Source organism: Leclercia sp. 1548 (assembly GCF_050435045.1).
Taxonomy (GTDB): Bacteria; Pseudomonadota; Gammaproteobacteria; order Enterobacterales; family Enterobacteriaceae; genus Enterobacter; species Enterobacter adecarboxylatus.
The window spans coordinates 122,812-148,404 of sequence record NZ_JBNDJP010000005.1; the positions used below are offsets into that span (position 1 = coordinate 122,812).

The 25,593-nt window shown below is 53.5% G+C and carries 25 protein-coding genes and 1 pseudogene; 7 read left to right on the plus strand and 19 right to left on the minus strand.

Annotation, left to right across the window (positions count from 1 at the left end; all coding sequences use genetic code 11):
- Positions 1–120 precede the first annotated feature (120 nt).
- The 8 genes from ABIE02_RS15110 to ABIE02_RS15145 form a co-directional block, all read right to left on the minus strand.
- Entirely contained in the window at positions 121–2,514 is a 2,394-nt protein-coding gene (locus ABIE02_RS15110) for a replication endonuclease (protein WP_059307158.1), read from the minus strand.
- Positions 2,511–3,365 (minus strand): DNA adenine methylase, encoded by an 855-nt coding sequence (locus ABIE02_RS15115; RefSeq protein WP_059307157.1) that lies wholly within the window; start codon positions 3,363–3,365, stop codon positions 2,511–2,513. Before ABIE02_RS15115 ends, ABIE02_RS15110 begins: the two co-directional genes overlap by 4 nt.
- Positions 3,362–3,589 carry a TraR/DksA family transcriptional regulator gene (locus tag ABIE02_RS15120; RefSeq protein WP_059307156.1) on the minus strand — a complete coding sequence of 76 codons (228 nt, stop codon included), beginning with the start codon at positions 3,587–3,589 and terminating at the stop codon, positions 3,362–3,364. The genes ABIE02_RS15115 and ABIE02_RS15120 overlap by 4 nt, the downstream gene beginning before the upstream one ends.
- A complete protein-coding gene (locus ABIE02_RS15125; protein ID WP_059307155.1) occupies positions 3,589–3,822 on the minus strand; it encodes a DUF2732 family protein in 234 nt (77 codons plus the stop codon). Before ABIE02_RS15125 ends, ABIE02_RS15120 begins: the two co-directional genes overlap by 1 nt.
- 67 nt (positions 3,823–3,889) lie before the next feature.
- On the minus strand, positions 3,890–4,231 hold the full coding sequence (locus tag ABIE02_RS15130; RefSeq protein WP_059307154.1) for a DUF5347 family protein: 342 nt from the start codon (positions 4,229–4,231) through the stop codon (positions 3,890–3,892).
- Entirely contained in the window at positions 4,195–4,395 is a 201-nt protein-coding gene (locus ABIE02_RS15135) for a phage filamentation protein Fil family protein (RefSeq protein WP_071886414.1), read from the minus strand. The genes ABIE02_RS15130 and ABIE02_RS15135 overlap by 37 nt, the downstream gene beginning before the upstream one ends.
- A 7-nt stretch (positions 4,396–4,402) precedes the next feature.
- Positions 4,403–4,912, minus strand: coding sequence for a phage regulatory CII family protein (locus ABIE02_RS15140; RefSeq protein ID WP_059307153.1), 510 nt, complete (start codon positions 4,910–4,912; stop codon positions 4,403–4,405).
- A gap of 34 nt (positions 4,913–4,946) precedes the next feature.
- On the minus strand, positions 4,947–5,183 hold the full coding sequence (locus ABIE02_RS15145; protein ID WP_059307152.1) for a hypothetical protein: 237 nt from the start codon (positions 5,181–5,183) through the stop codon (positions 4,947–4,949).
- An 88-nt stretch (positions 5,184–5,271) separates the two neighbouring features.
- Here ABIE02_RS15145 and ABIE02_RS15150 point away from each other — a divergent pair, with 88 nt between their 5' ends.
- From ABIE02_RS15150 to ABIE02_RS15160, 3 genes are read left to right on the plus strand one after another with little or no spacing between them, the layout of a single operon-like run.
- A complete protein-coding gene (locus ABIE02_RS15150; RefSeq protein ID WP_071886413.1) occupies positions 5,272–5,922 on the plus strand; it encodes a phage repressor protein CI in 651 nt (216 codons plus the stop codon).
- Between the two features lie 3 nt (positions 5,923–5,925).
- Positions 5,926–6,465: a hypothetical protein gene (locus tag ABIE02_RS15155; RefSeq protein WP_059307151.1), complete on the plus strand. Its 540-nt coding sequence runs from the start codon at positions 5,926–5,928 to the stop codon at positions 6,463–6,465.
- 2 nt (positions 6,466–6,467) lie between these two features.
- A complete protein-coding gene (locus ABIE02_RS15160; protein ID WP_059307150.1) occupies positions 6,468–7,487 on the plus strand; it encodes a phage integrase in 1,020 nt (339 codons plus the stop codon).
- Positions 7,488–7,524: 37 nt separating this feature from the next.
- Here ABIE02_RS15160 and ABIE02_RS15165 read toward each other — a convergent pair whose 3' ends face one another.
- Complete coding sequence (locus tag ABIE02_RS15165) at positions 7,525–8,874, minus strand: hypothetical protein (protein ID WP_059307149.1); 1,350 nt, start codon at positions 8,872–8,874, stop codon at positions 7,525–7,527.
- A gap of 608 nt (positions 8,875–9,482) precedes the next feature.
- On the opposite strand from ABIE02_RS15165, the gene ABIE02_RS15170 reads away from it, so the two are divergent.
- The 3 genes from ABIE02_RS15170 to ABIE02_RS15180 are packed head-to-tail and all read left to right on the plus strand — an operon-like array spanning position 9,483 to position 10,794.
- Complete coding sequence (locus tag ABIE02_RS15170) at positions 9,483–9,974, plus strand: Hcp family type VI secretion system effector (RefSeq protein WP_117386370.1); 492 nt, start codon at positions 9,483–9,485, stop codon at positions 9,972–9,974.
- Between the two features lie 9 nt (positions 9,975–9,983).
- Positions 9,984–10,379 carry a polymorphic toxin type 44 domain-containing protein gene (locus ABIE02_RS15175; RefSeq protein ID WP_117386369.1) on the plus strand — a complete coding sequence of 132 codons (396 nt, stop codon included), beginning with the start codon at positions 9,984–9,986 and terminating at the stop codon, positions 10,377–10,379.
- Positions 10,357–10,794 carry a hypothetical protein gene (locus ABIE02_RS15180; protein ID WP_059307148.1) on the plus strand — a complete coding sequence of 146 codons (438 nt, stop codon included), beginning with the start codon at positions 10,357–10,359 and terminating at the stop codon, positions 10,792–10,794. The genes ABIE02_RS15175 and ABIE02_RS15180 overlap by 23 nt, the downstream gene beginning before the upstream one ends.
- On the opposite strand, the pseudogene ABIE02_RS15185 reads toward ABIE02_RS15180, so the two are convergent.
- The 9 genes and pseudogenes from ABIE02_RS15185 to ABIE02_RS15225 all read right to left on the minus strand — a co-directional run.
- Positions 10,732–10,950, minus strand: a pseudogene (locus ABIE02_RS15185) (hypothetical protein); the annotation flags it as partial. The gene ABIE02_RS15180 and the pseudogene ABIE02_RS15185 overlap by 63 nt on opposite strands.
- Positions 10,951–11,060: 110 nt before the next feature.
- Complete coding sequence (locus ABIE02_RS15190) at positions 11,061–12,050, minus strand: glycosyl hydrolase family 8 (protein WP_059307147.1); 990 nt, start codon at positions 12,048–12,050, stop codon at positions 11,061–11,063.
- 9 nt (positions 12,051–12,059) lie between these two features.
- The gene (bcsD, locus tag ABIE02_RS15195; protein ID WP_032614257.1) at positions 12,060–12,527 is read right to left on the minus strand and encodes a cellulose biosynthesis protein BcsD; all 468 of its coding nucleotides are present in this window, start codon (positions 12,525–12,527) and stop codon (positions 12,060–12,062) included.
- Complete coding sequence (locus tag ABIE02_RS15200; protein ID WP_336994972.1) at positions 12,527–16,393, minus strand: cellulose biosynthesis protein BcsC; 3,867 nt, start codon at positions 16,391–16,393, stop codon at positions 12,527–12,529. The genes bcsD and ABIE02_RS15200 overlap by 1 nt, the downstream gene beginning before the upstream one ends.
- A gap of 13 nt (positions 16,394–16,406) precedes the next feature.
- Positions 16,407–18,890 (minus strand): cellulose biosynthesis cyclic di-GMP-binding regulatory protein BcsB, encoded by a 2,484-nt coding sequence (gene bcsB, locus ABIE02_RS15205; RefSeq protein WP_336994971.1) that lies wholly within the window; start codon positions 18,888–18,890, stop codon positions 16,407–16,409.
- Complete coding sequence (bcsA, locus tag ABIE02_RS15210) at positions 18,887–21,007, minus strand: UDP-forming cellulose synthase catalytic subunit (RefSeq protein WP_103792815.1); 2,121 nt, start codon at positions 21,005–21,007, stop codon at positions 18,887–18,889. The genes bcsB and bcsA overlap by 4 nt, the downstream gene beginning before the upstream one ends.
- Before the next feature lie 20 nt (positions 21,008–21,027).
- Positions 21,028–21,834 carry a cellulose biosynthesis protein BcsQ gene (gene bcsQ, locus ABIE02_RS15215; protein ID WP_032614263.1) on the minus strand — a complete coding sequence of 269 codons (807 nt, stop codon included), beginning with the start codon at positions 21,832–21,834 and terminating at the stop codon, positions 21,028–21,030.
- A complete protein-coding gene (gene bcsO, locus ABIE02_RS15220) occupies positions 21,825–22,520 on the minus strand; it encodes a cellulose biosynthesis protein BcsO (protein ID WP_230431033.1) in 696 nt (231 codons plus the stop codon). The genes bcsQ and bcsO overlap by 10 nt, the downstream gene beginning before the upstream one ends.
- A 407-nt stretch (positions 22,521–22,927) precedes the next feature.
- A complete protein-coding gene (locus ABIE02_RS15225) occupies positions 22,928–23,230 on the minus strand; it encodes a hypothetical protein (protein ID WP_336994970.1) in 303 nt (100 codons plus the stop codon).
- 238 nt (positions 23,231–23,468) lie between these two features.
- Between ABIE02_RS15225 and ABIE02_RS15230 the strand changes: the two genes are divergently transcribed.
- Positions 23,469–24,638 (plus strand): DNA repair protein, encoded by a 1,170-nt coding sequence (locus ABIE02_RS15230; RefSeq protein ID WP_117386364.1) that lies wholly within the window; start codon positions 23,469–23,471, stop codon positions 24,636–24,638.
- Here the strand turns inward: ABIE02_RS15230 and ABIE02_RS15235 are convergent, their stop codons facing one another.
- The gene (locus tag ABIE02_RS15235) at positions 24,639–25,403 is read right to left on the minus strand and encodes a siderophore-interacting protein (protein WP_144883270.1); all 765 of its coding nucleotides are present in this window, start codon (positions 25,401–25,403) and stop codon (positions 24,639–24,641) included.
- Positions 25,404–25,593: the final 190 nt, after the last annotated feature.

Below are 25,593 nucleotides of genomic sequence, written 5' to 3' on the forward strand. Positions count from 1 at the left end.
GTATATATATCCACTGTTTATACATACAGTATAGTACCGATTTCAAAATGTAAAACGGTTTTTAAACCTCCATAACAAAGCCCTGATATGGGTCAAAAACATGAAAATATATCCGTACCGTCAGTAATACTGACGCCATTTGTCATCTTCGCGTAGACGCTCGTTCCGGTAAAAGACTCGTAACCCACCACCTGACGGAAGGCTGCCACCGCGCAGAAGCAGATTTATTTCATACTCGCTGCCATCGAACCCACGGGACTGCAGTTCATACTCAAGCTGCAGACGCTGCTGATCAGATATGCTCTGTTTGTATTCCTTTTTCCGCTTCGGTTTAACGAGTCTCAGCCTGGCGGTCAGATCACGGCGTTCTTTCCTCCCCATGCTGTGCAGGTACTCATGCAGCTCCTTGTCATTCATGGACGTAATATCCTGTACTTCACCCCCTGTCTGGTTCAAATTTTCAACAGGGGGACAGTTATTGCCACGAGTCCAAGGGGCGCTAGCGCCCTGGTCGGCTACCGCCTCCTGAAGGTCAACGGCTTTACGAACCATTTTCCACTTCACTGCATGAGTGCAGATCCGGCCCTCAATGATCGGGGACCAGATGCCATAAATACGAACACCGTGATCGCCGTATGCGCTTGGTTCGTCGTTCAGCTCATAAGCAGTTCTGACAAGGTGATGTTTGCGGGGAACTAGGACGCCGCCCTGCTTCATGATGTAAGTGGCAAAACAGCCAGCATCAGCTGCAGCCAGTACAGCATCCAGACGCGGGTTTTCCAGTACCGGCGCGCCAGCTTTCTTGTCGCCCTGTACTCTGGCAGCCTGACCGGCCAGCAGGCGCAACTCGCGGTATGCCTGACGGCCAGGGATGCCAAAGAAGCGGAATTGCTGAACACGATGCAGTGATGCCCAGGCGTTTACGTTCTCAGCGTTATCGCGGAGTGATCTGCCCGTTTCTTTGCTGATTTCCTGCGCCAGCCCGCGCCCGTCGATATTCTTGCTGATGTATTTAGCGATATAACTTGTAGGCGTGCCCTTACGTGGGTTGATAAGCTCAGACTTGAAGCGCGGCACGGTATTGGCGCCCAGCTCCTCCCGGTCCTCACGAATGGCAAAATTACGCAGCAGCGCGGTGATGGATTTACGTTCTTTTTTTCGCATGAAGCACAGCAGGTGCCAGTGTACGGTGCCGTCATGGTGCGGTTCTGCAACGCGGACGCCATACCAGCGCAGCCCGGCTTTGTGCATTGCCTTACGGAAAGCTGCAAACATGTTTACCAGGTAATCGCTGCTCTGCCGGACCGTTGCGCTGTTCCATTTCGGGTTTGGCCTGCCGTTGTTGAGGGTTGCATGGAAGCGTGACGGGCAGGTGATGGTATAGAACACCGCGCACTCCCCGCGCATTTCTGCAATTAGTTCCAGTCCCTTAACGCAGGCCATCATTTCGTTGCGGCGGTGCGCCGGATTGCTGCTGCTGGCGTTTACCACCTCTTCCATATCCAGCGTGTCACCGTCAGCGTTAACCAGCTCATGAGATCGGAAAAACTCCAGCGATTTGCGGCGCTGTTCACGTTTGTGGATCACGGCTTCATAGCTGACATACGGGGACGCCTTTTTGTTAACCAGGCAAACAGCACGTAGCTGCTCTTCCCGCCATTCACACCGCATCTGCCACAGCTTGCGATACCACCAGTCCGCACAAAGCATACGGGCAAGTGAACCCGGAATAAGCTCATACGGGACCGGGTTACGGCGGTTCTTTTTACGGCGAAGCTGTTCAAATGCAGGTGGGATAACATCAAGGCGCATAGCTTCAGCGGCGACCCTTTCCCATGACCGGCGGATCTCTTCCGGCATAACGTCTTCATCAGTAAACAGCTCACTGCAGGCCGCATCCAGACACATGCTCATGTGCGCAGCTACCAGGGTAGACAAACGCTTAACCTGCTCCTGATTCATTTCTGGCAGAACCAGCAAGCCCTCCATTCCGTCCTGGCTCGCCATAAAACGGAAAGAGGCAGAAACCTGACTAATGCGCACTTGTTCCAGCCGTTCAAGGCACGGCCTGATGGTTTCTCGCAGATAACGGGAGTACGCCTTTGGTTTTCCCAGGCTCTGGAAATATTTAATCCTTTCGAGCAGTGGCTTGCTGATGTGCGCCGGTTGGGCGCTCACGTCAGCAATAATGACCAGATCGGGATTGAATTGCTGCTGTTCGCGGGCCATTTTGGCGCGACTGATCAGCTGGTCCTGCTCCATTTCGCGCTGAACAGGATCACGGGATTCATTGTAAAAATAGTGTTCCCAAACCTTATCGCTCAATGCCCCGCGGCGCAGCTGCTCCTGCTCGTTGTCCGCAGCGTAAAGAGCGATCAGGTTTGAAAGCTCAGAAACCGGCGCAACTTCCGCCGGGTCCAGATATGGGTTAATTGCCTCTTTAGGCACATTCCAGTTAAAAGCAGCGGCGGCATTATCTGCACCGCCGTGCTTTTTAACGTCGTGATGGCTCACGCGCGCACCTCATGCACGACGTAGAAATCAGGTCCACTCGCTAAATCAAAACCTACCCACACTTTCGGCTTAAGCACCGCAATGAGTTCGTCAGCCGCTTTCCCTTCGCCTGCAGCAACGCCAATGCTGCGTTTTGCGCTAATGCGGTGAAGGGTGAAGTTTCGATACAACGAACGAATCAGGCGGGTGTCGCTATTGGACACGATGACCGGATGGCCTTCTGATGCCCGGCGTTCAAGAATAGAGGCCAAATCATACTGTTCATCATCAGCGAACCCGGCGGTGTGATAACCGCTAAATGTGCCGTCATATGGCGGATCGCAATAGACCACATCACCCGCCTGCAGCATTGCCAGTGTCTCGTCATAACTGGCGCAGATGAACGTGGCACGCACAGCCTTTTCAGCAAAGGCGCGTATTTCATCAACGGGCAAATAAGGCTTTTCATAATTACCATATGGCACATTGAAAAGGCCGCGCTTGTTATAACGGCATAAACCACGATAACAATGACGATTGAGGAAAAGGAAATAAGCTGCCTTATCAATTGGCTCCAAGGGCACAGTGTTAAAATAATGGCGGAATTTATAATAATCTTCTTCTGTGGTGAACTTTGAGAAAACACGCTCAGCCAGATTAATGAAGCCGTTAACGTCTTCTTTAATAACCTGATAAAGGTTAATCAGGTCAGGGTTAATATCCGCAACAAGATAATGAGGATAGTCTGTTGCCATCATCACAGCGCAGGAACCCGCGAAAGGTTCAACCAGTCGCGGGCCAGCAGGAAGGTGTTTAATTAATTCAGGCATGACGGCTGTTTTATTGCCTGCCCATTTCAGGATGGTGCTCATACAGCACCTCCGTTGTAATGTTTGCCTTTCAGCTCACTGATGGTCTGACAGGTAAAACAAAGATCGCAGCCCGGCACAGCGGCGCGGCGTTCTTCGGGGATAACAATCCCGCAGCCTTCGCATTCAATAGAGAAAGCCCCAGCGTTACGGCTGCGGGCATTGTGAATGTGGCGCTGGAGTTCTTCTTCAACGCGCTGCTGTACAAGGTCCATAGAATCAGCCATCAGTGGATCTCCTGCGCTTCGTTCTGAATCTTCATCGCTTCTTCACGCAGCAGTTCCGCCGCTTCCGTGTGATTGAGCTGGCGCGACACAATACGGGCAGCAATGGATTCCATGCGGGCCGCCATTACATCGGCACGGCCACGGCGTTCTTCTTTGCGCGCTTCGATCAGCATCTGGTTCAGGCCAGCATCATCTGGTCCGGTTTTAGTGGTGCGGGTTTCGATATTTCTCATATTCATTACTCCTGAATTTGGGCAAAAAAATGCCCGGCGGGTTTACGCCATTAATTTCTGTTGTGGGTTAATTCGGCATGGTTAGCCGTTTGGGAAATAAGCTCACCACTGCACGAAAATGATTCATTGCTATAACCAGCTCCCGCTTTTCGTCAGTAGTCAGATCACTAATATTGACGCCGTGACGTTCTGCCGGAATTTTTGCCATAAAGAATATGGCTGCCAGTGCCCGCTCATTTTGTTTATGGTTTATATCGCGACGGTCACGCATATCCTTAACAAACCTTTCAAGCTCTGGCTCAATATTCAGACCAAACACATTCGCCCTTAACTCCGCTATACGGTTCAACCCTTCCAGACGTTGACCCGGGCTTAATGGAACAGTCGCCGCAGCGCCTTCAATAGCCATGGTTTCCCCTGTTTGGTAGTGGTCAGCCCTGCCAGCAGTTCGTCCTGAGAGAGGGACGGGTGCCAGCGCTTGCCATCTTTCCCGATAATCCAGCCATGTCCGCAGTGCATTGCCGGGCTTTGTTTAACTAAAAGCGATGCGAATGAGGGTTCTTTAGTCAACATGATCACCTCAGATGATGCCGAACGAAGCGCCAAGGCCCGTTACGGTGTCCATTGCGCTTGCCATCGCTGGGTTTGCCTGCAGGCGCGCCTGAATGGAAATTGCGGCCAACGCCATGAGGCGCGAAACTGAATTAATACTGGTGATAGCGTCACGGCGACCGTTAGCGGTTTTCACATCACCAGATAAAGCACCGGCAGCAACACGCCCGATCTCCGCTGTTGCACTCATTACGTAATGCGGCAACTTCTCTTTTGCTACTTCATTTAGTGGCACGCACGGCAGGCAGTGAATTTGTGCCAGGAAGCCGTCAACCAGTGTTGAGTCCTCAGTCAGATCGGTAAGCAACCAGATTTCAGGCGGCGTGAACTGATGCGGTTGGTCCGGGTTCAGCTTGTTGCGCAGCGTCTGGACGTTCATTCCCGCACGTTCCGCGAGCTTCGCCATATTGTGACGTTGAGCGAAAGCCCGGCAGGCCTCTTCGAAATGCGGATGTTTGGAAACGCGATAATCAAACATGATGGAAATCCTTTTGTATCCCAAAATGGAACTATCAGGCCTGCATTGAGACTTCACAGCCCTGGGCTGCTTCCATCGTCAAAGCGAACATGTTGATTTCGATGAGGCTGTTAACTCCGGCCTTTTTCCTGATAGGCAGGCGGTTTTCACGGATCATTTGGCGGACATAGCTGGGCTTGTAACCAGTACGGCGGCAGAACTCATCCAGGGTAATGAATGGTTCAGACACCACAAGATTGATGCTGGGGCGCATTGATAATTTACGATTCATGATGCACTATTCCTCAGTTTGAGACGTTCTCTACACTATTCGAGAGCGTTTAACACTATTCAACAACAACTCACATTGCGTAAATACTATGATCCAAAATTGGAATGGTCAACAGAAAGATTTCACGAATCGTAAGTCAATACAGTTACCGGATGGTGGTAAAGACCCAATAGAGAGGATCTGTCATGCCTACGGCTTCACCTCAAGGCAGGCTCTCTGCAGACACCTTGATGTGTCTCAAAGCACTATGGCTAATAGAGTTACGCGCGGGAACTTCCCTGCTGACTGGGTTTTGATATGCGCCATGGAAACAGGAGCATCACTGGAGTGGTTGGTTTATGGACGTGGCGAGCCACCTAAAGGGACAACCCAAAATGAAAGGGATTCAGGTATTGATGAACCCAATATTGAAGTCCAACTTCAATATGAAATCATCCAAAATGGGATTTCACATCCCCAAGGAACTATCACGCTTTCACTTGAGTTACTGCCAAGCGGGACCAAAAATCCACATCTGGTCAATGCCGATGGTGTGATCTGGATTATTGATGACTTCTCTGGGGAGCTGGTTGATGGTTTTTGGTTAATTGAAATGGATGGCGTAACCAGCATTCGCGAAATGTATCGGCTGCCGGGCGGAAAGGTCAGAGTCGAAAATGGCAAGGCGTCCTTTGAGTGCAATGCCGCTGATGTGAATGTTTTAGGTAAAGTTATCGGCAAAACAGAGTTTATGGATTGACACATGCTTATAACACTTGAGTTAGTCCTAATCATTCTTTGCGGCCCAGCCGTAGCAAAAAGTATCGGCAAAGAAAAAAGCACATGCAGTTCAATCATTGATAGCCTTATTGTTGCTGCTTTTTTTGTCGGTATATTTCTGTTGTTGAAATCCATACATATCATTACCGCGCATATTTTCACGGCGTTTGTTTTATTCGCCACTTTAGGGATCATTCTTGAAAAAAAGGAAAAACCTTACGCAGCGCCGTCTAAGCCTACAACAACAGCCGGTCCCTCACTTTCTTCGATTCCTCCAGTTCCTTCTGACTATCAATTCGTTTCATTCAGCTACATCAGCGCATCGAACGAAGAAACGTTAAGAGAAGTAGACGTGAAAGAAGTGGATGAAGTCCATATAACTGGCTATTGCCATTTACGCAGGCAGTTGCGCACATTTCGAATTGATAGGATTAAAGATCAAGAAATTGTAATCCGTGACTCTGGCGAAGTTATCAACGTGTATGACTGGATTACGCTGCTTTACCCGCTTCCAGAGGTGTAACAATGGCAGTAAGTAAATTAAGTAACGGCAAGTGGCAGGCCCAAGTTTTCCCGAACGGTAGGGACGGGCGGCGTATACGCCGCCAGTTCGCCACTAAAGGGGAAGCCCTGGCATATGAACGGCACGTTAAAGAACAATCCGAGGATAAGCCCTGGTTGGGCGAGAAAGCAGACAAGCGGCGCGTTAAGGATTTAGTAACTGCTTGGTATAACGCGCACGGTGTAACACTTGCAGATGGCGAGAAGCGAAAAAGCGCCATGGAGTTTGCCTGCCTCGCCATGGGTGATCCGCTCGCTACTGAATTTAACGCAAAGCTTTTCTCTACTTACCGCGAACAGCGGTTAAGCGGAAAAATAACGCGCTCTGACCGAGTGAAGACCGTAACCCCTCGAACAGTAAACCTTGAGCTGGCTTATTTCCGGGCTATGTTCAACGAGCTGAAACGACTTGATGACTGGACCGCGCCCAACCCTCTTGAAAACGTCAGAGAGTTTAAAATTGCTGAGGTGGAGCTGGCCTGGCTGACGGTTGAAGAGGCAACACGTTTGCTTGAGGAATGCGAGAAAAGCAAAGCGGAAGATTTAACCACCATCGTTAAGATTTGCCTGGCGACCGGCGCGCGGTGGGGAGAAGCTGAGAATTTAACGGGTAAACAGATCAGCCCGGGCAAGATCACTTTCATTAAAACGAAAGGTAAGAAGAACCGCGCAGTACCAATCAGTGATAAACTGTATGAGATTCTCCCCAAATTAAGAACATCAAAACCAGTATTTACTAAATGTTATTCTGCATTTCGTGGTGCCATTGAACGCGCTGGTATCGACCTACCAGACGGACAACTTTCGCATGTTTTAAGGCATACATTCGCCAGCCATTTTATGATGAGAGGCGGTAACATTTTGGTGTTACAGCGAATATTAGGACACACTGATATTAAAGTTACTATGCGCTACGCTCATTTTGCGCCAGATCATCTGTCAGAAGCTGTGAGTTTGAACCCACTGAACCTTATAATCGATTAAAATCAGGGCATTTAAAATGCCCTTCTTAAAATTTACATCAAAAGAAATTTTTTTCGAAGTCTTCAGCATTCCCAAGATCTGGCCTAATTCTTTCTATTACCTCTTGGCTGGCAGCCTCATCCTCAAGAAGAGCTTTTAGAGCTTTCTCTTTAACTTTTGGTATGTTATTGAATTTTCCTTTCATCATACCTTCAGCCCCATATGCTCCCCAAATTCCTGCTTCACATACCCTGATAATTAACTCTAAGCATTCCATATTGCTCAACAGATGGGACAAGTCTTCATCATAAGCACTTGCACTTCTTGCGAATGAATTAGCTTCGTCAAAGGTTGAAGACCCGGCTTTTTCAAAAATCAAGTTGATAACTTTTCTTTTAGCCCAATCTTTATTTTTTACTATTTGCATTAATAACGGACTTAGTTTATATACTTCAAAAACATCATCGATACTTTTCTTAAAGAATTTATTAATTACCTCTTCGTCTAACTTAAGTAAACTCTTAGAAATTTGAATAGGATGTTTCAAATATGTATGTTGATCAGATGTTTTTGTGGATATAATTCTATCCTCAAACATTTTATTAAGTCTTAAGTATACAATTTCATCTAACCCATTCAGCAATTCGTAGTTGGTAGCTATGCACTCCATTATAAGCTGAGACTTGTTATCATCGGAACAACAGTCAATTATTATATTTTTTTTAATTTGTTGTAAAACATCATGATTCAATGGTTTAAATGATAAACCAAGTAGATACCGCTTAGCATTCGTTTTTATTTGTTCATTAGTATTATCTAAAGATCCAATCAATTTTAATAAAAGATATGAGTAGCCATCACTATGCAAATTTTTAACCCCATCATTTACAACCGCTGAATGATCACTAATATTGGTTGTAGGGAACAGATAGGCATTTGTTAACTTAGAAAGGATTTGGTCTGCAACTTGCGTAGTTGAAAGTACTGGTTTAGAAAGAAATCGATTGATTGTTTCAGAATAAACATATCTCGCTTCCTCTGCAGTAGGTTTGTGTCCTGAAGGATGTGCAGCTTTATTCCTGAGAGTTTTCAATACTGTCAAAAAATCCGCATCAATTTCAGTTATTATTTTCTCAGACTTCAATTTGTTGAGCAGATCATTTTCATAGACTTTTTGCTCATCTCTTTTTTTACTAATCTCAGTAAATATGTCCCTTGCTGTTCTATTTGTTGTTGCCATCCCATCTAATTTTTTTAATAAATCCTCAAAAATAGCAATGAATGATAGCACTACACACGCACGATGCGCTCCAGTCATGTAACATGTCAGTGCTTCACGCATATATTCTTTAAGTTCAACATCAACAATATCACTTATAAGCTCTTCCATATCTCTCAAATTTGACACAGTATCTCCTTGTTTATACTATTAACACTCATTTAAAAACATTATTCTAATCGGCAATGATGGAACAAAGTTTAGTGTTTTTTGGTCAAGTCGAAAACCTTTGCCGTTCAGCAAGACCTCAACATCCTTGAGATGGCAGCAAAATGGCAGCAAACCTATCTACTATGCTGGCATATTCTCCATTATTCGACTTCTCAAGCAGTTGAAATTAAAGTAAATAATTGTTTTACTTAACTTAAGTTTCGGACTCATAATCGCTTGGTCGCTGGTTCAAGTCCAGCAGGGGCCACCAAATTTCAAGGGCTTAGACAGGTAACTGGCTAAGCCCTTTTCGTTTGAGTTGATGTGTGAACATGCCGTTCTATCCCCTCATCAGCAAACCAAAACAAAAACATTCTTTTTCTCTCGCCGACTCACCACTGTTCCTGGCTTTTTAAACGCTTATCGCCTCTTTAAGACATTATAAATACATATAAAAATCAAATTACCTGGCTGTAATCATTATAGAAATCTATCAAGGTAACTGCTGAGATATAAAAAATTACATTCTGTAAGATTGCGTCATCGTAATGTCTATTTAATTCCCCACCTAAATGGAGTTAATTAGAATGGCTATACCAGCATACTTATTTTTAAAAGATGATGGCGGTGCCTTAATCAAAGGCTCGTCCGATGTAAGAGATCGTGAAGGGAGTGTAGAGGTAATTGGTTTCAGCCACCGTTTATATACCCCAACCGATAACAATACGGGTAAGATTACAGGCAATCGAATCCATGGTTCTTTCATTATTGAAAAAGAGTTTGATAGCTCATCAACGTACCTCTACAAAGCAGTGGCTACCGGACAAACTTTGAAGTCTGCAGAGTTAAAATGGTACAAAATCAATGATGCCGGGCAAGAAGTTGAGTACTTCAACATGCTGCTGGAGAACGTTAAAGTTGTATCCGTTGCACCAATAATGCATGACTGCAAAGATCCCACCACTCTCCACCAAAACCATATAGAGCAAGTCGAGTTCCGTTACGAAAAAATCACCTGGAAGCATTGTGATGGGAATCTAATTTTTTCGGATTCATGGAGCGAACGTAAAACGGCATAAGGATATGCGATGGCTATTATTCCGATCATGCCTCCCAGCGGCTTTTCTTTACTGCGTAAAAACATAATGGAAGCCAAAGCACTGGGAATGAGCAAAGGAATGGCAACCCCAACCACGTATTACTGGTTTTATAATAAAGTCAGAAATGGGGGTCCGTGGGATTACAAACAGAAAAATAGGTTATGGGCAGATTTCGGGAATTTTAATTACGGGGCTACGGGTTATGTAAGCGGAATACCCCCTGCAATTTTGTTAAAAGGAGCGGGATTCGCGCAGTCCAGGGCTGGCACATCCAATGTTGAAGAATGGGGTCACTGGTGGAAAACACCTCCATATGGAGATGATCCAGAAGACCAAAAATGGATAAAGCAAGGTATTGATTATGCGATACAGCACGGTTATTAAAACCCTACACCGTACTCTGACTCTTGTTCTGCTTCTGCTGGTGGTATGTTTCGCCATCTACCAGTATATGCTCGGCAAGCCTTACGACGATCGCTTGTACGCATCAAAACAACTGAATGAAAACACCTGGCTTTATGTCACGCAATATCAGGGAGGAAACGCGACCGTATCTGATGTCTTTCGTTATTACTTATCGGGAGAGCTTTCAGGCGATCCCCTTAAAGCCGTGGGTGAAATGAAACCCTTTTTAACGGCAGATACAGGTACAGCCGTCGTAACAAAAATTGGGCGGCTGGTTACGGTTCACGTGAAAGGTAAGATCTACAACTTTACTAACTCAGTAATGTATACATCAAAGGATACAGCTGTATTTCCGGTCATAGAACTGTATGCCAGCGGGGAGTGGCAGCGCTGACAGGGTCAGGAACCGGAACTCAACGGCAATCGGCCAGCCTTTCGGCTGCTCCGCCAGCGCCACCATAATCTTATCGGGGCGCTGGCAGGACACCAGAAAGTGAATCTGGGTCACCTTGTACTGGATCGGGTTCCTATGCCCGGCTGCAGTTTCTCCTGCAACGCGCTGACTCTACGCCCTGCTCTCCCCCACAGAAAGCAAAAAGCGCCACCGCAATTCAGTCTTGCGAGGCGCTTTCCAGAATCCCGACAACGGCAGGATAAAAACTACTTCGCCAGCGACACCAGCATCTTCAGACTCGCAGAATAGTAATCCTCCTGCGCCGTGATCTGCGGCTCGCCTGCCGGGAGTTGCCCCATCGCCAAATCACGCACCGCCAGCAGGCCGCCTTCCATCATATAAGGCGCCGGATCGTTGGTGGTGATGTTCACCCACGCAGGTGTCTGGTTACGGGCAAAACGTCCCCAGTAGGCGGTATAAGGCGCCATTAACGGGCTGGTCGGCTGGTACCACTTCACATACAGCGGCACGCGGATCGCATCGTAGCTGAAGCGTGCAGGCCACTCTTTCGCCGGGGTCACGTGCCCGTCGGCATACAGAGAAACCCAGTCCGCCGGCAGTTGGGTATTGCCAAAGCGCATTTTCACCAGCAGCTTCTGCCCGTCATTAATCAGGTCACGCCACACCGTCAGATGACTGCGTTTCGCGAAATCTTCCCATGCCGGAAAGATAAAATAGGACGGGTTAAGGTTCACGTAGCTGTTGAGGTTAAAGCCTTTCGCCCCCGGCAGCATCACGCGGTAACCGGCAAAGCTGATGACGTTGCGGGCCAGCAGCGATTTGGTGATCGCGTCCGAGGCGTTCAGATAATTGTTGTCATTCCACTGAGTACCCGCCTTTAACAGCGCCCAGGCGATAAAGGTATCGCCGTCGGTGGCATTGTTTTTATCCATAATCGGATCGGCGGCCACCGGGTTAAAACGCCAGTAAAACAGCCCCGTCTGTGGGTTTTGCAGGTTCTTTTTCGTCCAGTTCCAGATTTTGTCAAAACCGGCGCGATCGTTATTGCGCACCGCCATCATCATGGCGAAGCCCTGCCCCTCAGTGTGGCTCACACTGTTGTTGCCGGTATCAATGATGCGACCATCCGCCATCAAAAATCGCGCTTTGTAGCTGTCCCAGGCGCTGCCTGCCAGAGCCTGATAACTCATCAACAGCCCCAGCACCAGAATCAGGGTTTTACTTCGCTGCCACATGGCCGATCCTTATTGATTATTTTGATATCTGAAATGGATAACCGTAGCCGAGGGGGATGCCTCCCGCCACAGTGATACGTGTGATTTTCCGCCCTGCTCGCGCAGCCAGCGGGCGTACAGCCCCTCCAGCACCGCACTGAAAGCGTGGTTCCACGCCATCTGCTTTGACTCTTCTGGCGGAATCGGTAACGCGGTATGCGCGATGCGGATCGCCGTCTCGCTGGCATCAATATCAATATAGCCCCAGTTAAAGGCTGCGAGCCGGGCATTGATCTGCGCTTCAAGCTCCCCCACCGTGTGGGCCAGCGCCAGCGGGAAACGCTCGCCCAGCGAGTCGCCCATCTGCACGAGGAACGAGCGGCTCTGCGCTTCGCCGACGTTCGCTACCATACTCTCAATCATCACGTGGATCAGCGAAAACCAACCGGACTGCGTCTGTTGATGCTGGTAATACTGCAAAAGCTGTTGGTCATTCATCACTTATTCCCCAGAAGATAACGGAAGTAGAGGCTCGCGGTACTTTCGTTGTAATCACCAAAGGTGTCATACCCCACCTGCCCGCCGATGGTCATGTCTTTATTCAGTTTGTAATCCGTTGACGCGCGCAGGGTATATCCCAGGCCGTTCTCGCTGCTGCCTTTGTAATGGTCCTCTTTGGCGAACCCACGGGCCACGTAATCTTCCAGCTGGTTCTGCATGGCCTTATCCGTCGGGAAGTACGGGCTCTCATCCTGCGAATAGGACTGATACCCCACCGACGCGCCTAAGCCCAGCTTCCAGTTGTCGAACTTCTGGGTGTAATCCACCGGGAAGGAGACGCTGATATAGTCTTGCGGGCTGAAATAGCCCCCCTGACCGTAGCTGAAGTAGCTCAGGTTTTTGTCGAAGTTCATGTAGTTCATGTTGATGCCGGCTTTTAACTCGCGATCGGCAGCATAGAACGGACGGAAATAGACCCCCGCCGAGCCGTTGACGCTGGTGTTGCTCGGCACGTTCTCACCGATGTAGTCATACACGCCAAATCCGGCGTAGAAGCCTGCATCGGTATTGTCGTAGCTCAGTTGGGCGCTACCGCCGTTTTTGGTGACCTGGCCCCACTTCTTGCCGCTGTATTTGTCTTCCACCCCGACATACGACAGCAGGCTGTCCACCACCGCGCGACGCTCGCCGGTTAGTATCAGCTTGAGGTAATCCGTCAGCTGCGGCGACCACTGTACGCCGCCCACCAGGGTGTTCAGATCCTGGCCCAGCGGCGTGGAGCCGACATCAATTTTGTACTGCTCGCCGGTAAGCGCCATCGCCACTTCAACGCCCTGCGCACTTTGCGAGCCTTGTGACGGCACCTTGATTTTGTCGATGTTCGGCAGCTCAGGCGGCGTGGTGGTGGAGGCGTTATACAGCTCCTCGGCCACGACGCCCTGAATCAGCGCCCCGGTACCAAACCGACGGCTGGATTCATCGGACGAGGTTCCGGCATCGAGGCTGATCGGCGTCACGTTAACATCCAGACGCGAATCGCCAAACGGCACGGTGGACCACTGCAGCGGCGCCTTGATCTCGGTGAGCTTGCTCAGCCCCTCTTCGCCGTCACGCGCGCGCAGGGAGGTGGATCCCCGCGCCCAGGTGGCGGTTTTATCGACCAGCATCTCCATCATGTTATCCACCTGACGCAGCGTGCCCGCCTGAGCAGTCTCTACCGGCAGATCGGTACGCATAGTGCCCGGTGGGGCGGTCTCTGGATTACGTGCCAGCTGCGCCACCTGCCACGGCATGGCCTGGCCGTAGAGCGACGGCGACGCCTCGCCCGTACTGGACGTGCCGACAAACGGGTTGTCGGCCAGGGCCAGACCACCCAGCATCGGCGCCGTTTCGCCGTTGTTGTTCTGCAGGCCAAGCAGCTTGCCGCGCGCGGTGCGCAGATAGCTCATCGCCTGCTGGTGGTTGCCTTCGGCCTCGGAGACACGGGCCAGCAGCAGCAACCGTTCCGGGGTGCTGTCGTTGGTCAGCCCGGCGGTCAGCTGCTTCGCTTTATCCACGTTGTTGCTGGCCAGCGCCACATCGATTGCCCCGGCACGCGCATCCTGCTGCGGCGTATCGCGGGTCATCAGGTAGTCGTAGACCACCCCGGCCTCTTTGTTCATCTTGCCGGACTGATACACGCGGGCCATGGCAAACATCAGATCGGTATTCTGCGGATCGTTTTGCATGGCGCGAATCAGCTTGTCATAGGCCGCCGCGTAGTTGCCCTGCACGCGCAGGCGATCGGCTTCGTTGATCACGTAACCGTTGCGAATGCTCGCCAGTTGGGTCGGGGTGCTGCGCGACTGCAATTCCGGGCTGGCAAGCCAGGCCTGGGCTTCGCTGCCCAGTCCGGCCTGGTTCAGGACCGCAACCTGATCGGCATAATCCCCGGCGTTACCCTGCACGCCGCGGCGCATGTTGTCGTGCACCACGCTCACCGCGGTGGTGACATCGCCGCTCTGGGCCAACATTCGCGCCAGCTTGCCGGCATCCGCCGGGCTTAGTGGAGGACGCGCCGCCAGCGCTTTCAGGGTGTTAGCCGCCGCGGTCCGGTCGCCCTGCGCCAGATAGCGCTCCGCAACGTCCATCTGCAGGTTGTAATTCACCCGCTGCGACAGCTCACGCATATCGCCGTTCTGGCTGGAGGCCGGAATGCGCGACAGTAGCGTTTGCGACTGCTGCCAGGCGTTGTTTTCGCTGGCGAACAGAGCAGCAGCGTAGAGTTCACTGTTGCTGGCGTTCGGCCGGAACGCTGGCATCATCACGTTGGCCGCCTCTGCGCTGCGCCCCTGCTTCTGCAGCAGACGGGCTAAATCCAGGCGCAGCCAGGGATCGGACGGATAGCGGGCCGTACCCTGCTGTAACAGGGCGATGGCACGCTGCGCATCGCCGTTGGCCGCCGCCTGCTGTGCCTGACGACGCAGCGGATCGGTCGGGTTACCGCCAGAGACACGCGGCTGCAGCCTCGCCTGCAGGCTGGCGGGCAGGGTCTGCAACATCGCCTGGGCTTCGGCGGTTTTGTTCTGCTCGCGCAGGACGTAATAGAGGTTTTCCCGCGCCGAGCCGTTATTCGGTTGCTCGTTCAGCAGGCCGCGCAGCGTCTGTTCTGCCGCGGTGTAGTCTTTGTTATGTCGCTGGACGTCGGCCCGGAACAGCTTCGCCGCTGCCCCTTGCTCGCCGCTGCGCTGGGTCAGGGGTGCGCTCAGAGCCAACGCCTGGCTGACGTTGCCTTGCTTGTAGGCCGCCTGCGCCTGCGCCAGCTGGCCGTAGAATTCGGCGTCCTGCGCCTGCTGCTTGCGCTCCTCAGAGGCCGTTCCTCCCAGGCTGGCCGCGCGGTTCAGGTACTGCGCGCCTGCGGCGTAGTCGCCCTTGCGCAAGGCCACATAACCCATCCCGGCCAGGGCATCAGCATCTTCCGGGTTAGCCTTCAGCACCTGCTCAAACTGGCTGCGGGCGGTATCGGTATTGCCGCTGTTCAGCGCCACATAGCCTTCACCTTTAGCCGCGCCGCCGATGCTCTTGCGGTAGTAATCCTGCACCGCGGTATCGTTCGGATGGCGCTGGAGGTAGGTCTGGTAATAGGCTTCGTCGCCCGCCTGCGGCCCCAGCCACAGCAGGGCCTGACGCAGGGATTTATCCGCGTCCTGACTGCCGCTCGCCAGATCCTGCAGGATGTTCATCCCCTCGCGACGGGTGCTTTCCTGATAGGTCAGCACTTTGCCCAGCGCGATTTTGACGTTGTTATCCTGCGGATACTGAACGCGCAGCTGGCGCAGCTCACTCACCGCCTGCGGATAGAGGGACTTATCCCCCGCCATGGTGAGATAGTATTCCGGGGCCAGGCTCGGTGGCGGCTGGTTGCCGGTAAACAGGCTCTGCCAGGTGGCCAGCGCGGCGGGAACATTGCCGCTACGCGCCTGCTGACGGGCCAGCTCCAGCTGACCGCGCGGCACCTGCTGCATCTGTTTGGCGTTATCCAGCGCCTGCAAATTCGCATCCTGCGGCGAGACCGCCGTCAAGCGCTCGCGCCACTGGGCCGCCCCTTTGATGTCGCCAGCCTGCTGCGACCAGAGCGCCATCAGGTACAACGCCTGGGTGTTGTTGGCATCCACCATCAGCACTTTTTTCAGCGATTCCATCGCCAGATTGTCGTGAGACTTTTCGTGCCAGTAGTTGGCCTGATCGAATAACGCTTTCAGCGCCGGGTTATTGGCCGACTGCGCGGCATCCGCCGCCTGGGCACCCTGGATGCCCCCGATCGCCAGCCCGCTGAACAGGCAAATTACAGGCAGATGTCCGGCGGTTTTGTTTTTATTTTGCATAGTGTTACCACCCTTACTCACGATCTGAATCCTGTGGGTTAAGACGTTTGTACGCGCGTTTTTTCAGTAACGAGTAGAGGCTCAGGCCAATAATCGTCGCGAACAGCAGTCCAAAAATCGCCAGCATGGCGGAGTGCTGCGTGGCATACCACACCACCATCATGTACCAGGGCATCTGGCCGCTCGGGAACTGCGGGCCGACGCGGAAGCTGCGCACGCCGTTCTCATCGGTGATGATCGCGGTATCGCCGCGGATCCCGGCGTTGATGCGGGCGGAGTTAAGATCGGTATGCAGACGCGAAAGCTGAGCGTCGTCGCTGCCAATCGCCATCACCACCAGGCGTTCCGGGTTCCACTGGGAGCGGAAGCTGACAAAACCGCGCCAGGATTCGTTCGACGAGAAGTAGCGGTCGGCATCGACGCCCGACGCATTCCAGTCGCCCTCCAGCAGACGTTGCGCTTTTTCCCACAGTTTGGGTTCGCGCACGCCAAAGGTGTGCTCGTTGCTGACGAACGGCGACTGGGCCAGCAGGGCGCGGTTAAAGGCGGTTTGATCCAGCGAGGAGACCGCCAGCACGTCGCTTTGGCTCAGGCGCAGCAGGTTCGCCCCACCGGACGGCAGGCCAAACATCACGCGGTTGTTGTTCAGCGCGGTGCCGGTGGCGTTCCCGGAGCGAGCAGAGAGATCCAGCAGCGTGCTGATCTCGCTTTCGCTCGGGTTCTCCGGCAGCAGCAGCACCGTCTGCGAGAAGTCTGCCAGACGGGTGAACGGGAACGAGGCGCCGACGAAATAAGAGAGATTCGGCAGCAACGTAAAGTGGCGCGTTTTGCTCAGGTCGATGCTTGAGTCTTCGTCGATACGGCTCTTGATGTTGTTATTGAGCAGCACGCTGCACGGCGCGGCCTCTTTGGTCTGGATGTTGAAATAGAGCTGCAGCTGGTTGTCGCCGTAAATCAGGTACGGCTCCAGCGGCACCTCGACATTCTCCTGACGCGCATCACCGCCGAGCTTATGCCACAGGGATTCGAGCAGCCCCTGTTTGTTGACCGGCAGGTTGCGCAGGAACGCGCCGTTGAAGGTCATCGACAGGTACGAACGCTGCTCGTCAATCCAGCTTTCAGTCGGGAAGCGATAGCCCACTTTCAGCGGAATGGTGTCGCCATCCCACATAAACAGATCGGGCGCGGCACGGAATGCCAGGGTCAGCGGTTCGTGCCAGATGCCGGTTACCGTCAGGCTTTGATCCTTACGCATCAGCTCGCTCAGCAGCACCGGACGATCGGTCGAGATCCAGCGCGGGGCATCATAAGGTTTGCTGACCGGGATATTCTGCGCTTCAACCGGCAGGCTGGTGGTCTGGGCGGTGAACTGTCCGCGGGTCAGACGCCACGCGGCGCTTTTCAGTTGCTGTTCGTTATTGCCCACCACCAGCAGCAGCTTGTAGATCGGGTTGGCCGGGTTATCGACGACCTGCAGCGTAGCCCCGTTCGAGGCTGGCAGGGTTAACCCGCCGATGGACTCGCCCGGTTTACCAAACAGGATGCCGTTTTTCTCGGGAAGCTGGTCATGTAACGCATCGAAGGCGATGCCGCGATAATCCGCTTCGATACCCAGCCAGGAGGCGATCAGCGCCGCGGCGCCAACCTGCTCCGGCAGAGTTTTGGCCGGGAACGCGAAGGTCAGCGTGGTCGGCGTCATCTGCATTTCATCAAGGAACGGGCGCGGGAAATGGCTCAGATCCGCAGCAATGTTCAACTGCTGCGCCTCCAGATCCAGCCGCGTGTTCGGCATGATGGTGACCTGATAGCTGTCGGACAGATCGCGCTGGCACAGCAGCGCATCGCCGTCGTTGATTTTAAAGCTGATGTTGTTGCGTGATACCACCATCGCCGCCGGAACATCCAGCTGATAGCTTGAGACATTGCTGTCGGCGGAGCCGAGCGGCACCGTCCCCAGCGGCTGGCCGTTGAGCATCAGCTGCAGGGTGGTGTTGCGGGCCGCCATCGCCGGGGAGACCTTCAGGTTCAGCTCCAGCTGCGCGTTGGTGATCACCTGGTCTGCCGAGAGGGTAAAATCGATCCCGCCCTGCAACTGGCCGCCGCTCAACACCACGCCGTTCGGCTGCCCCATCTGGGCAACGGTGATGCTGCTGGTGGTGCCGGGGGTGATACCCGTCGGGGCCGCTGGCGCGGCCTCGGGTACTGGCGTGGCCTCGGGTGCTGGCGTCGTTTCCGCGACCGGCGGAGTCTGGAACGCGGGCAGCGTGTCGGGAGCCGGCAACGTGGCCGGGGCCGCGTCGGCCGCAGCAGGCGCTGCAGGCGCTGCATCAGCAGCGGGTACCGCATCCGCAGCGGGCTGCGATGCATCCGTCACCGGCGGCGGGAGATCCACCGGCAGCAACGATTCCACGGTGGTCTGTTCTTCCGCCGTCACTGGCTGCACCAGCACGCCAAACATCAGCAGCATCTGCAGTGCTTTACGGGTCATCCCTTTCATACAGCAGTATCCTCGTTGGCTTTATTCGCGCGGCGTGCGTTCTCATGGCGATGACGACGCTTTTCACGACGGTCTTTCCAGGTCAGCCAGAACAGATCGAATACGCTGCGAACAATGATAAACAACGAGCGGAACGGGTTGTCCTGCGGTTTTGGCGGGTTGATCCATGCATCGGCACGGGCCAGTACCACGCGCACCAGTTCGCGACGGCGGTCCAGCGGGATTTCGTCAAACATCAGGCGAATGTATTGCTCATCGTACGCAATCACGCTTACCGGAATACTGATGGCCCCGGACTGTAGCTGCAGCTCAATCTCTTCGATTTCATCGGTCTTGTGACGCTCGTCCACCACCGCAATACGGCAGCCGCCCATGGATAAATCCAGGGTATGGCTGCGCGAGGAGATCCCGCTGGCGTAGTGGATCACCACCGGCACGTTGGCATCAATACGGATGGTTTTACGCGTCTGGCGCGTCTCCCGCGCCACGGCAATGGCGGCCAGCAGGAAGATCAGGCTGTAGACACCCCAGCCGACGTTAAGGGCGATAACCATCGGGTCCACCCCGAAGTAGTCATGACCCACGGCACGCACAATACCGGCAATCACACCTGCTGCCAGCAACACGGCAATGATCAGATGCGGACGAACGATACTGAAATCGAAATAGCCCACGTCCAGCAGCGCGCCTTTATCGGTTACGTTGAACTTGCCGCGTTTCGGGAAGATCAAGGTAATTACCGTCGGCAACACCAGGTGGAAGGCCAGCACCAGATCGTAGATCTCCCCCCAGAAGCTGTAGCGGAAACGCCCGTTGACCCGCGAGTTCACATAAATACAGAGGAACAGGTGCGGCAACATATAGGCGAAAATCAGACTCGCCGAGGAGTGAATAATGTTCAGGTTAAACAGCAGGTAAGCCAGCGGCGCAGTCAGGAACGCCACGCGCGGCAGCGCAAACTGGAACGAGAGCATGGCGTTCAGATAGCAAAGACGCTGCTGCCACTTCAGGCCACGGCCAAACAGAGGGTTATCGACACGCAAAATCTGCGTCATGCCGCGCGCCCAGCGGGTACGCTGAATGACGTGTACCACCAGACGCTCGGTGGCCAGCCCTGCCGCCAGCGGGATATTGAGATAGGCCGACTTCCAGCCCAGACGCTGCATCTTCAGCGCGGTGTGGGCATCTTCGGTTACGGTTTCTACCGCAAAGCCGCCAATCTCTTCTAACGCGCTGCGACGGATCACCGCACAGGAGCCGCAGAAGAAGGTGGCATTCCAGTTATCGTTACCGCGCTGGATCTGTCCGTAGAACAGCTGGCCTTCGTTAGGAATATCGCGGCCCGCAGAGAGGTTACGCTCGAACGGATCGGGCGAGTAGAAATAGTGCGGGGTCTGCATCAGCGCCAGTTTTGGATCTTGCAGGAAGGCCCCTACCGTCGCCTGCAGGAAGATACGGGTCGCCACGTGGTCGCAGTCAAAGACGCAGATCAGCTCGCCTTTGGTGAGCTTCATGGCGTGGTTGAGGTTACCCGCTTTGGCGTGGGAGTTGTCGTTACGCGTGATGTACCCTACCCCGACGTTAGCAGCAAACACCGCGAATTCGTTGCGCTTACCGTCATCGAGCAGGTAGATCTTGAGCTTGTCTGCCGGGTAGTCCAGGCACTGCGCAGCCAGCACGGTATCGCGCACCACGTCCAGACTTTCGTTGTAGGACGGGATATAGATATCCACCGTCGGCCACAGCGACATATCCTCGGGCAGCGGCACAATCTTGCGCTCAAGAGGAAACAGGTTTTGCAGATAACTCAGAATAATGACTATCCAGATGTAGAGTTCGGCAAGAAATAACCCGATCCCCAGTATGGCCTCTATTTCGGAATTAAAGTGCAGTGTCTGCGTGGCACGGAACCAGATATATCGGGTGGACATTAATACCGCCACCACCATCATTATTATTGATACCCGGTGATGCTTGCTAAAGCTCAAAAGCAGCAGCGCCCCAATGCTGATTAAGCCGAAGATATACTGCTTCTGGCTATCCATTGGGGTGATAATAATTAATACGGCGATGGGTGCTAAGACCAATAGCAGTAGATAAAACAGCGCCTTTTTCATAGGACGTCCTGAAATTGTCGTCAGAAACCGGAGGTTCTCAGATTGGCGTGCACGGCACCGTCCCCTACCTGGATACCCAAAATACCTGCGATACGCTTACTCACCAGCTCGATATCAAACGCCGCCGCTGAGGTGGCACTGAAATCCAGTATCGATTGCTGTGAGGCATTGGCCTCAGGCACGCTTTCATCCCGGTTGATCACACCAAGCAGGCGGTCACCGAGGCGTTGCTGTAAGAAGGCAGTGACGTCACGGCTGATATGCCGCCGGTTGTCACTCTGGTTCACCAGGAAATAGTATCCGGCCTTGTTATTTGGCGGTTCGCCGCCGGTCAGCCGGTGGTTTTCAATGTGGGGCAGCAGGGACAGTGAAGCCGTGTCGGCAAGCAGGGTCACCAGATGCATATCGGCCAGCGGGGAGATCGCCTTCAGCGCCGGGTTCGGCCCTGGAGGGAAATCGGCCAGGATGATAAGCCCCGGATAGTTCAGCAGGGAGCTTAAGCCTCGCGCCAGGAAATTGCTGTCACTGGTGAGGTTATGCTCAAAGATCAGGCGCTGCTCTTCCGTCACTTCGCCATAGGGCAGGACGAACATATTGCTGCCCGCCGTCAACACCGACTGGCTCCAGTCTGCCGACTCATTGGCACGCGCAACGTAGCCGCGCCCGTCAGACAATGGCACGCCAAAATGCAGACGCAGTGCGTTCTGCACATCGAAGTCAATGGCCAGCACTTTATTGCCGGAACGTGCCAGAGCATAAGCGAGGTTGGCCGTGACCGTGGTTTTCCCTACTCCGCCTTTTGGCGAGCAAATACACACTAACGGCATGAAGCGATTTTCTCCAGGAGCGGTTGTAACGGAAGATCTTTCACCGGATGGCTGGCGCGCCCGGATGTTTTGGTCGCGAACAGCTGATCAAAGCGCACCGGCTCCGCCGGTTTCGGCGGGATCACTGCTTCAGCAGGCGCTTGCGCTGGTGCTGACGCATGCAGCGGGGCCACTGCTTGAGCAGGTGCTGGTGCTGACGCATGCAGCGGGGCCACTGCTTGAGCAGGTGCTGGTGCTGGCGCGAGCGCAGGTGCGGGATGGAATGCGGAAGGTGCCGCCGCAACAGGCGTCTCTTTCATGCTCGCGTGGGGCGTCACCTCCGGGTGCAGCTGTTCAAACAGAGAAGGAGCCGCCGGATGACGCTGCGTCTGCGCCGCGTTCTCTGCCTTGTCATGACTCAGGCTTTGCAGGATAGACGGGGCTGAACCGACAGGCTCTGCCGCAGGCGTCTTCGTCAGGCTGGCAAAAGCAGCATCCAGTTCGCCGGGTTTCATGGCCTGCGGCACGGGCACCGCAACGCTGCCAGCCTTAGCCAGCGCCGCATCACTGTCCACACCTGCGAGCTGGTTGATAATCGCCCAGCCGCTGTTCGACACCTGTTTGTTTTGCGCCGACAGGTCCTTGAAGTTAATGTCACCCGTGCGCGTTTTATCCTTAAAACGCTGCAAATCATCATAATTTTTCATGGTATTACTCGTGATTCACAAGTCAGTATTTTTGTTTCCTGCATGACTTTGCCAGGGACAACAGTGTTGTGGGAGTAGGAACACGCAAAAGGAGTGAGTGGTTACTAACCATCATCCCCCTTTCCCCCTCTCGCCTTAGCTGACGCTAATATTTGTTTATTGAATATTCTAATGCATATTACGTAGAGCTAATACTATCTACAAGCTTATCGACAGATAACGCAATTTCTCCACTTTTCGCCATTAGCCACCTACAACTTAGACATAAAATTTCATTTTATGTTACTTAAGCGAAATATTTGACCACAAAAGATAATTCAGAATCGTTAAAATACCGTTGAGTAACTATAAGCAGGATTTATGAAAAACTGCGAAAAGTAGTAGTTCAGGGGGGCGGAGGCGTGACGCTACTGCAACAGGTTCAGAAGCGTTTTCGTCAGATGAGCAGCATCGTGTTTATAGTCGGAGTCCCACTGCGCTTTCCAGTTAACAGGGCACCCGTCCTCTTCCCACTGGGATAAAGCCAGAGCATTAAGGATTTCCAGCTCGAACCAGACCTGCTGATATTCTGCTTTGTGGTTATCACCTTCAAATAACGTGTCTGACTGAGTAAGAACTTCCGCATAACTCACGAACCAGGCAAAGGCCGTTATGTTTTCCAGGGCATGAGCGGCGTATTCACGAACAGCTGTTGTTTTAGATGAGATCATATTTAACTCTCCGGGGGCGTTATTAAGCTCCGCCGGACCCGACGCCCGAGACGCGGTTGCTCCCCAGTTTCCATTTTCTCCAGAGTGGTTATTCAAATATATGAGGTCATCGCCTCCTCATATACATAATTAACGCATTCCCCCGTCGCGCCATTCATCAGACATGTGTATTATTCCCTGTTGTTTTCCTGACAACTATCCTTAACTCAAATACTTAAGCGCAAAAGCGAAAAGCATCATGAGCACACCGATCAAACGGCTGGAAATCATTAAAAATGCCATTGAACTGGAAGATGACGACATCATCGAGAGTCAGCTGGCACGGTTAAAAAGCGAAGCCTTTGACGATGAGCTGCTGGCGATCGTCGTGGCGCTTGAGCAAAAAAACTACACCCGGGCGATGGCGGCCATTACTGCATGGCTGCAAAGCCAGCGTGCCGTCACCCCCTGGCGCGATCCACAGCTGGCCGCCAGCAAGCTGGAGCTGAAAGCGCTGGAAGAGCGCCTGCGCGATCTCATCGATCGCCGTAACGCCCGCGTTCAGCAGCTGGATGAATTCAACGACCTTTATCTCACCCGTCTCGGCCCGCTGATGAGCCACATCCTCGCTCTGCGTAAAACCCTGGCGGAGCTGAATCTGCGCCGCCAGCAGGCAGAGGCGCGCCGTCGGGAAGCGGACTATCGCCGCTGCCAGCAGTATGTCGCCCAGGCGGTGGAGGTGCTGACCACCCTGACCCGACACTGGCGCGATCTGCCCGCCGACTCGGTGCAGGCCGCCACGGCGCGCAAGCATCTGCAGCAGCAAAGCAACCTGATTGCCAACCTGCTGGCCGAAGCCCAGGAGCTGGAGACGGGCCTGACCCGCGAAGAGGAGCCTGCCCGTCAGGCGCGGGACGAGGCCAATGAGGAGTACGAAAAATACCGCGAGCAGCAGCATGAAGCGGAGATCCGCCTGCGCAAGGGCAAAGACCTGTCCGAAGAGGATCAGAACGAGTTAAAACGGCTCTGGCGCCAGGCGAGCAAGCTCTGTCACCCGGATCTGGTGGCTGACGATCTGAAGGAAGAGGCGAACGCCATGATGGTGCAGTTGAACCAGGCGAAGCAGCGTGGCGACGTGAAAGCGATTCGCTCGCTGGTGGCCCGTCTGCATCAGGGGCTGGAGCCGATGATGGCCAGCGACAGGCTGAACGATCTGACGCGAATTCGCAAAAAGATGGCCCAGGTTCGCGAACAGATCGACACCCTGGTGAGCGAGCTGGCGGAGCTGGAAAAAGAGGAGTCCTGGCTGCTGGTCTCCTCACTGAGCAATATGGAAGCCTACTTTGCCCAGCAGGAGAAGGCCCTGCACGAGGTGCGCGCCTCGCTCGAACATCAGGTCAGCGAAGCGCAGCTCGACGACGTGGCCTGATTATTTGGCGTGCCAGTAAGCGCTGGCACGCACCAGCTTCTGATCGATGGCGTCGGTTTCAAACAGGCGACTCAGGTTTTTCACCACCTTCCCTTCCCCGGTCAGCCAGATGAAGTAATCCTCCGCCGGCACGCTGAGCGTCGCCAGATGATCTGCCACCGCCTGCTCGTTATGTCCCACCACCCAGGTGATGTTGAACTCGCTTAAATGCGCCAGGTAGTCCTGACAGGCGGCATCGCCCACGGTGACTACGGCATGCACCTCCGGGCGCACCGGCAGCGCGCGCAGGGCCTCCAGACGGCGGCGCAGCGCGGGCATACCCGACTCATCGCAGACGTACAGCTGCCAGGCGTAATCTTCCGGCACCACCAGCGAACCGCGCGGGCCGCCGATAGAGAGCGTATCGCCCGGCTTTGCGTCCACAGCCCAGTTGCTGGCTACCCCACCATCGTGAATAAAGAAATCGAGTATCAGCTCATGGCGGGCCGCGTCATACAGCGGGGTGTAATCCCGCGCCTGCGGACGCACGCCGTTACCCCAGTCCACGCCCTCATCCGTGACCACCGGTGGAACAAAGGTTGACCCCTTTTCCGGGAAAAAAACTTTGGAATGGTCGTCGAAGCCGCGGGAGCTAAAGCCCTCCAGTGCCTCGCCGCCTAACACGATACGCTGAAAACCGGCACTCACGCGCTCAACGCGAAGCACGTTTAGCTCGCGGAAGCGCAGGTCGTTACGGACACGTTGGGGGTAGCGGGAAGTTGTCATAATTAGCCTTCGTGAAAGTGAAAACGATATATCTAAAATGAAAGTCAAATGATAATGATTGCTATTAAACCGGATTGCAAGAATTTTTTTGATATAGTCTGCGATTGCGCACGCCGGGGATAAATGCGATATTTAAATCGTTTAATATCATCAATTTAAATAAATAAACCCTGTCAGCATTGCTACTTAA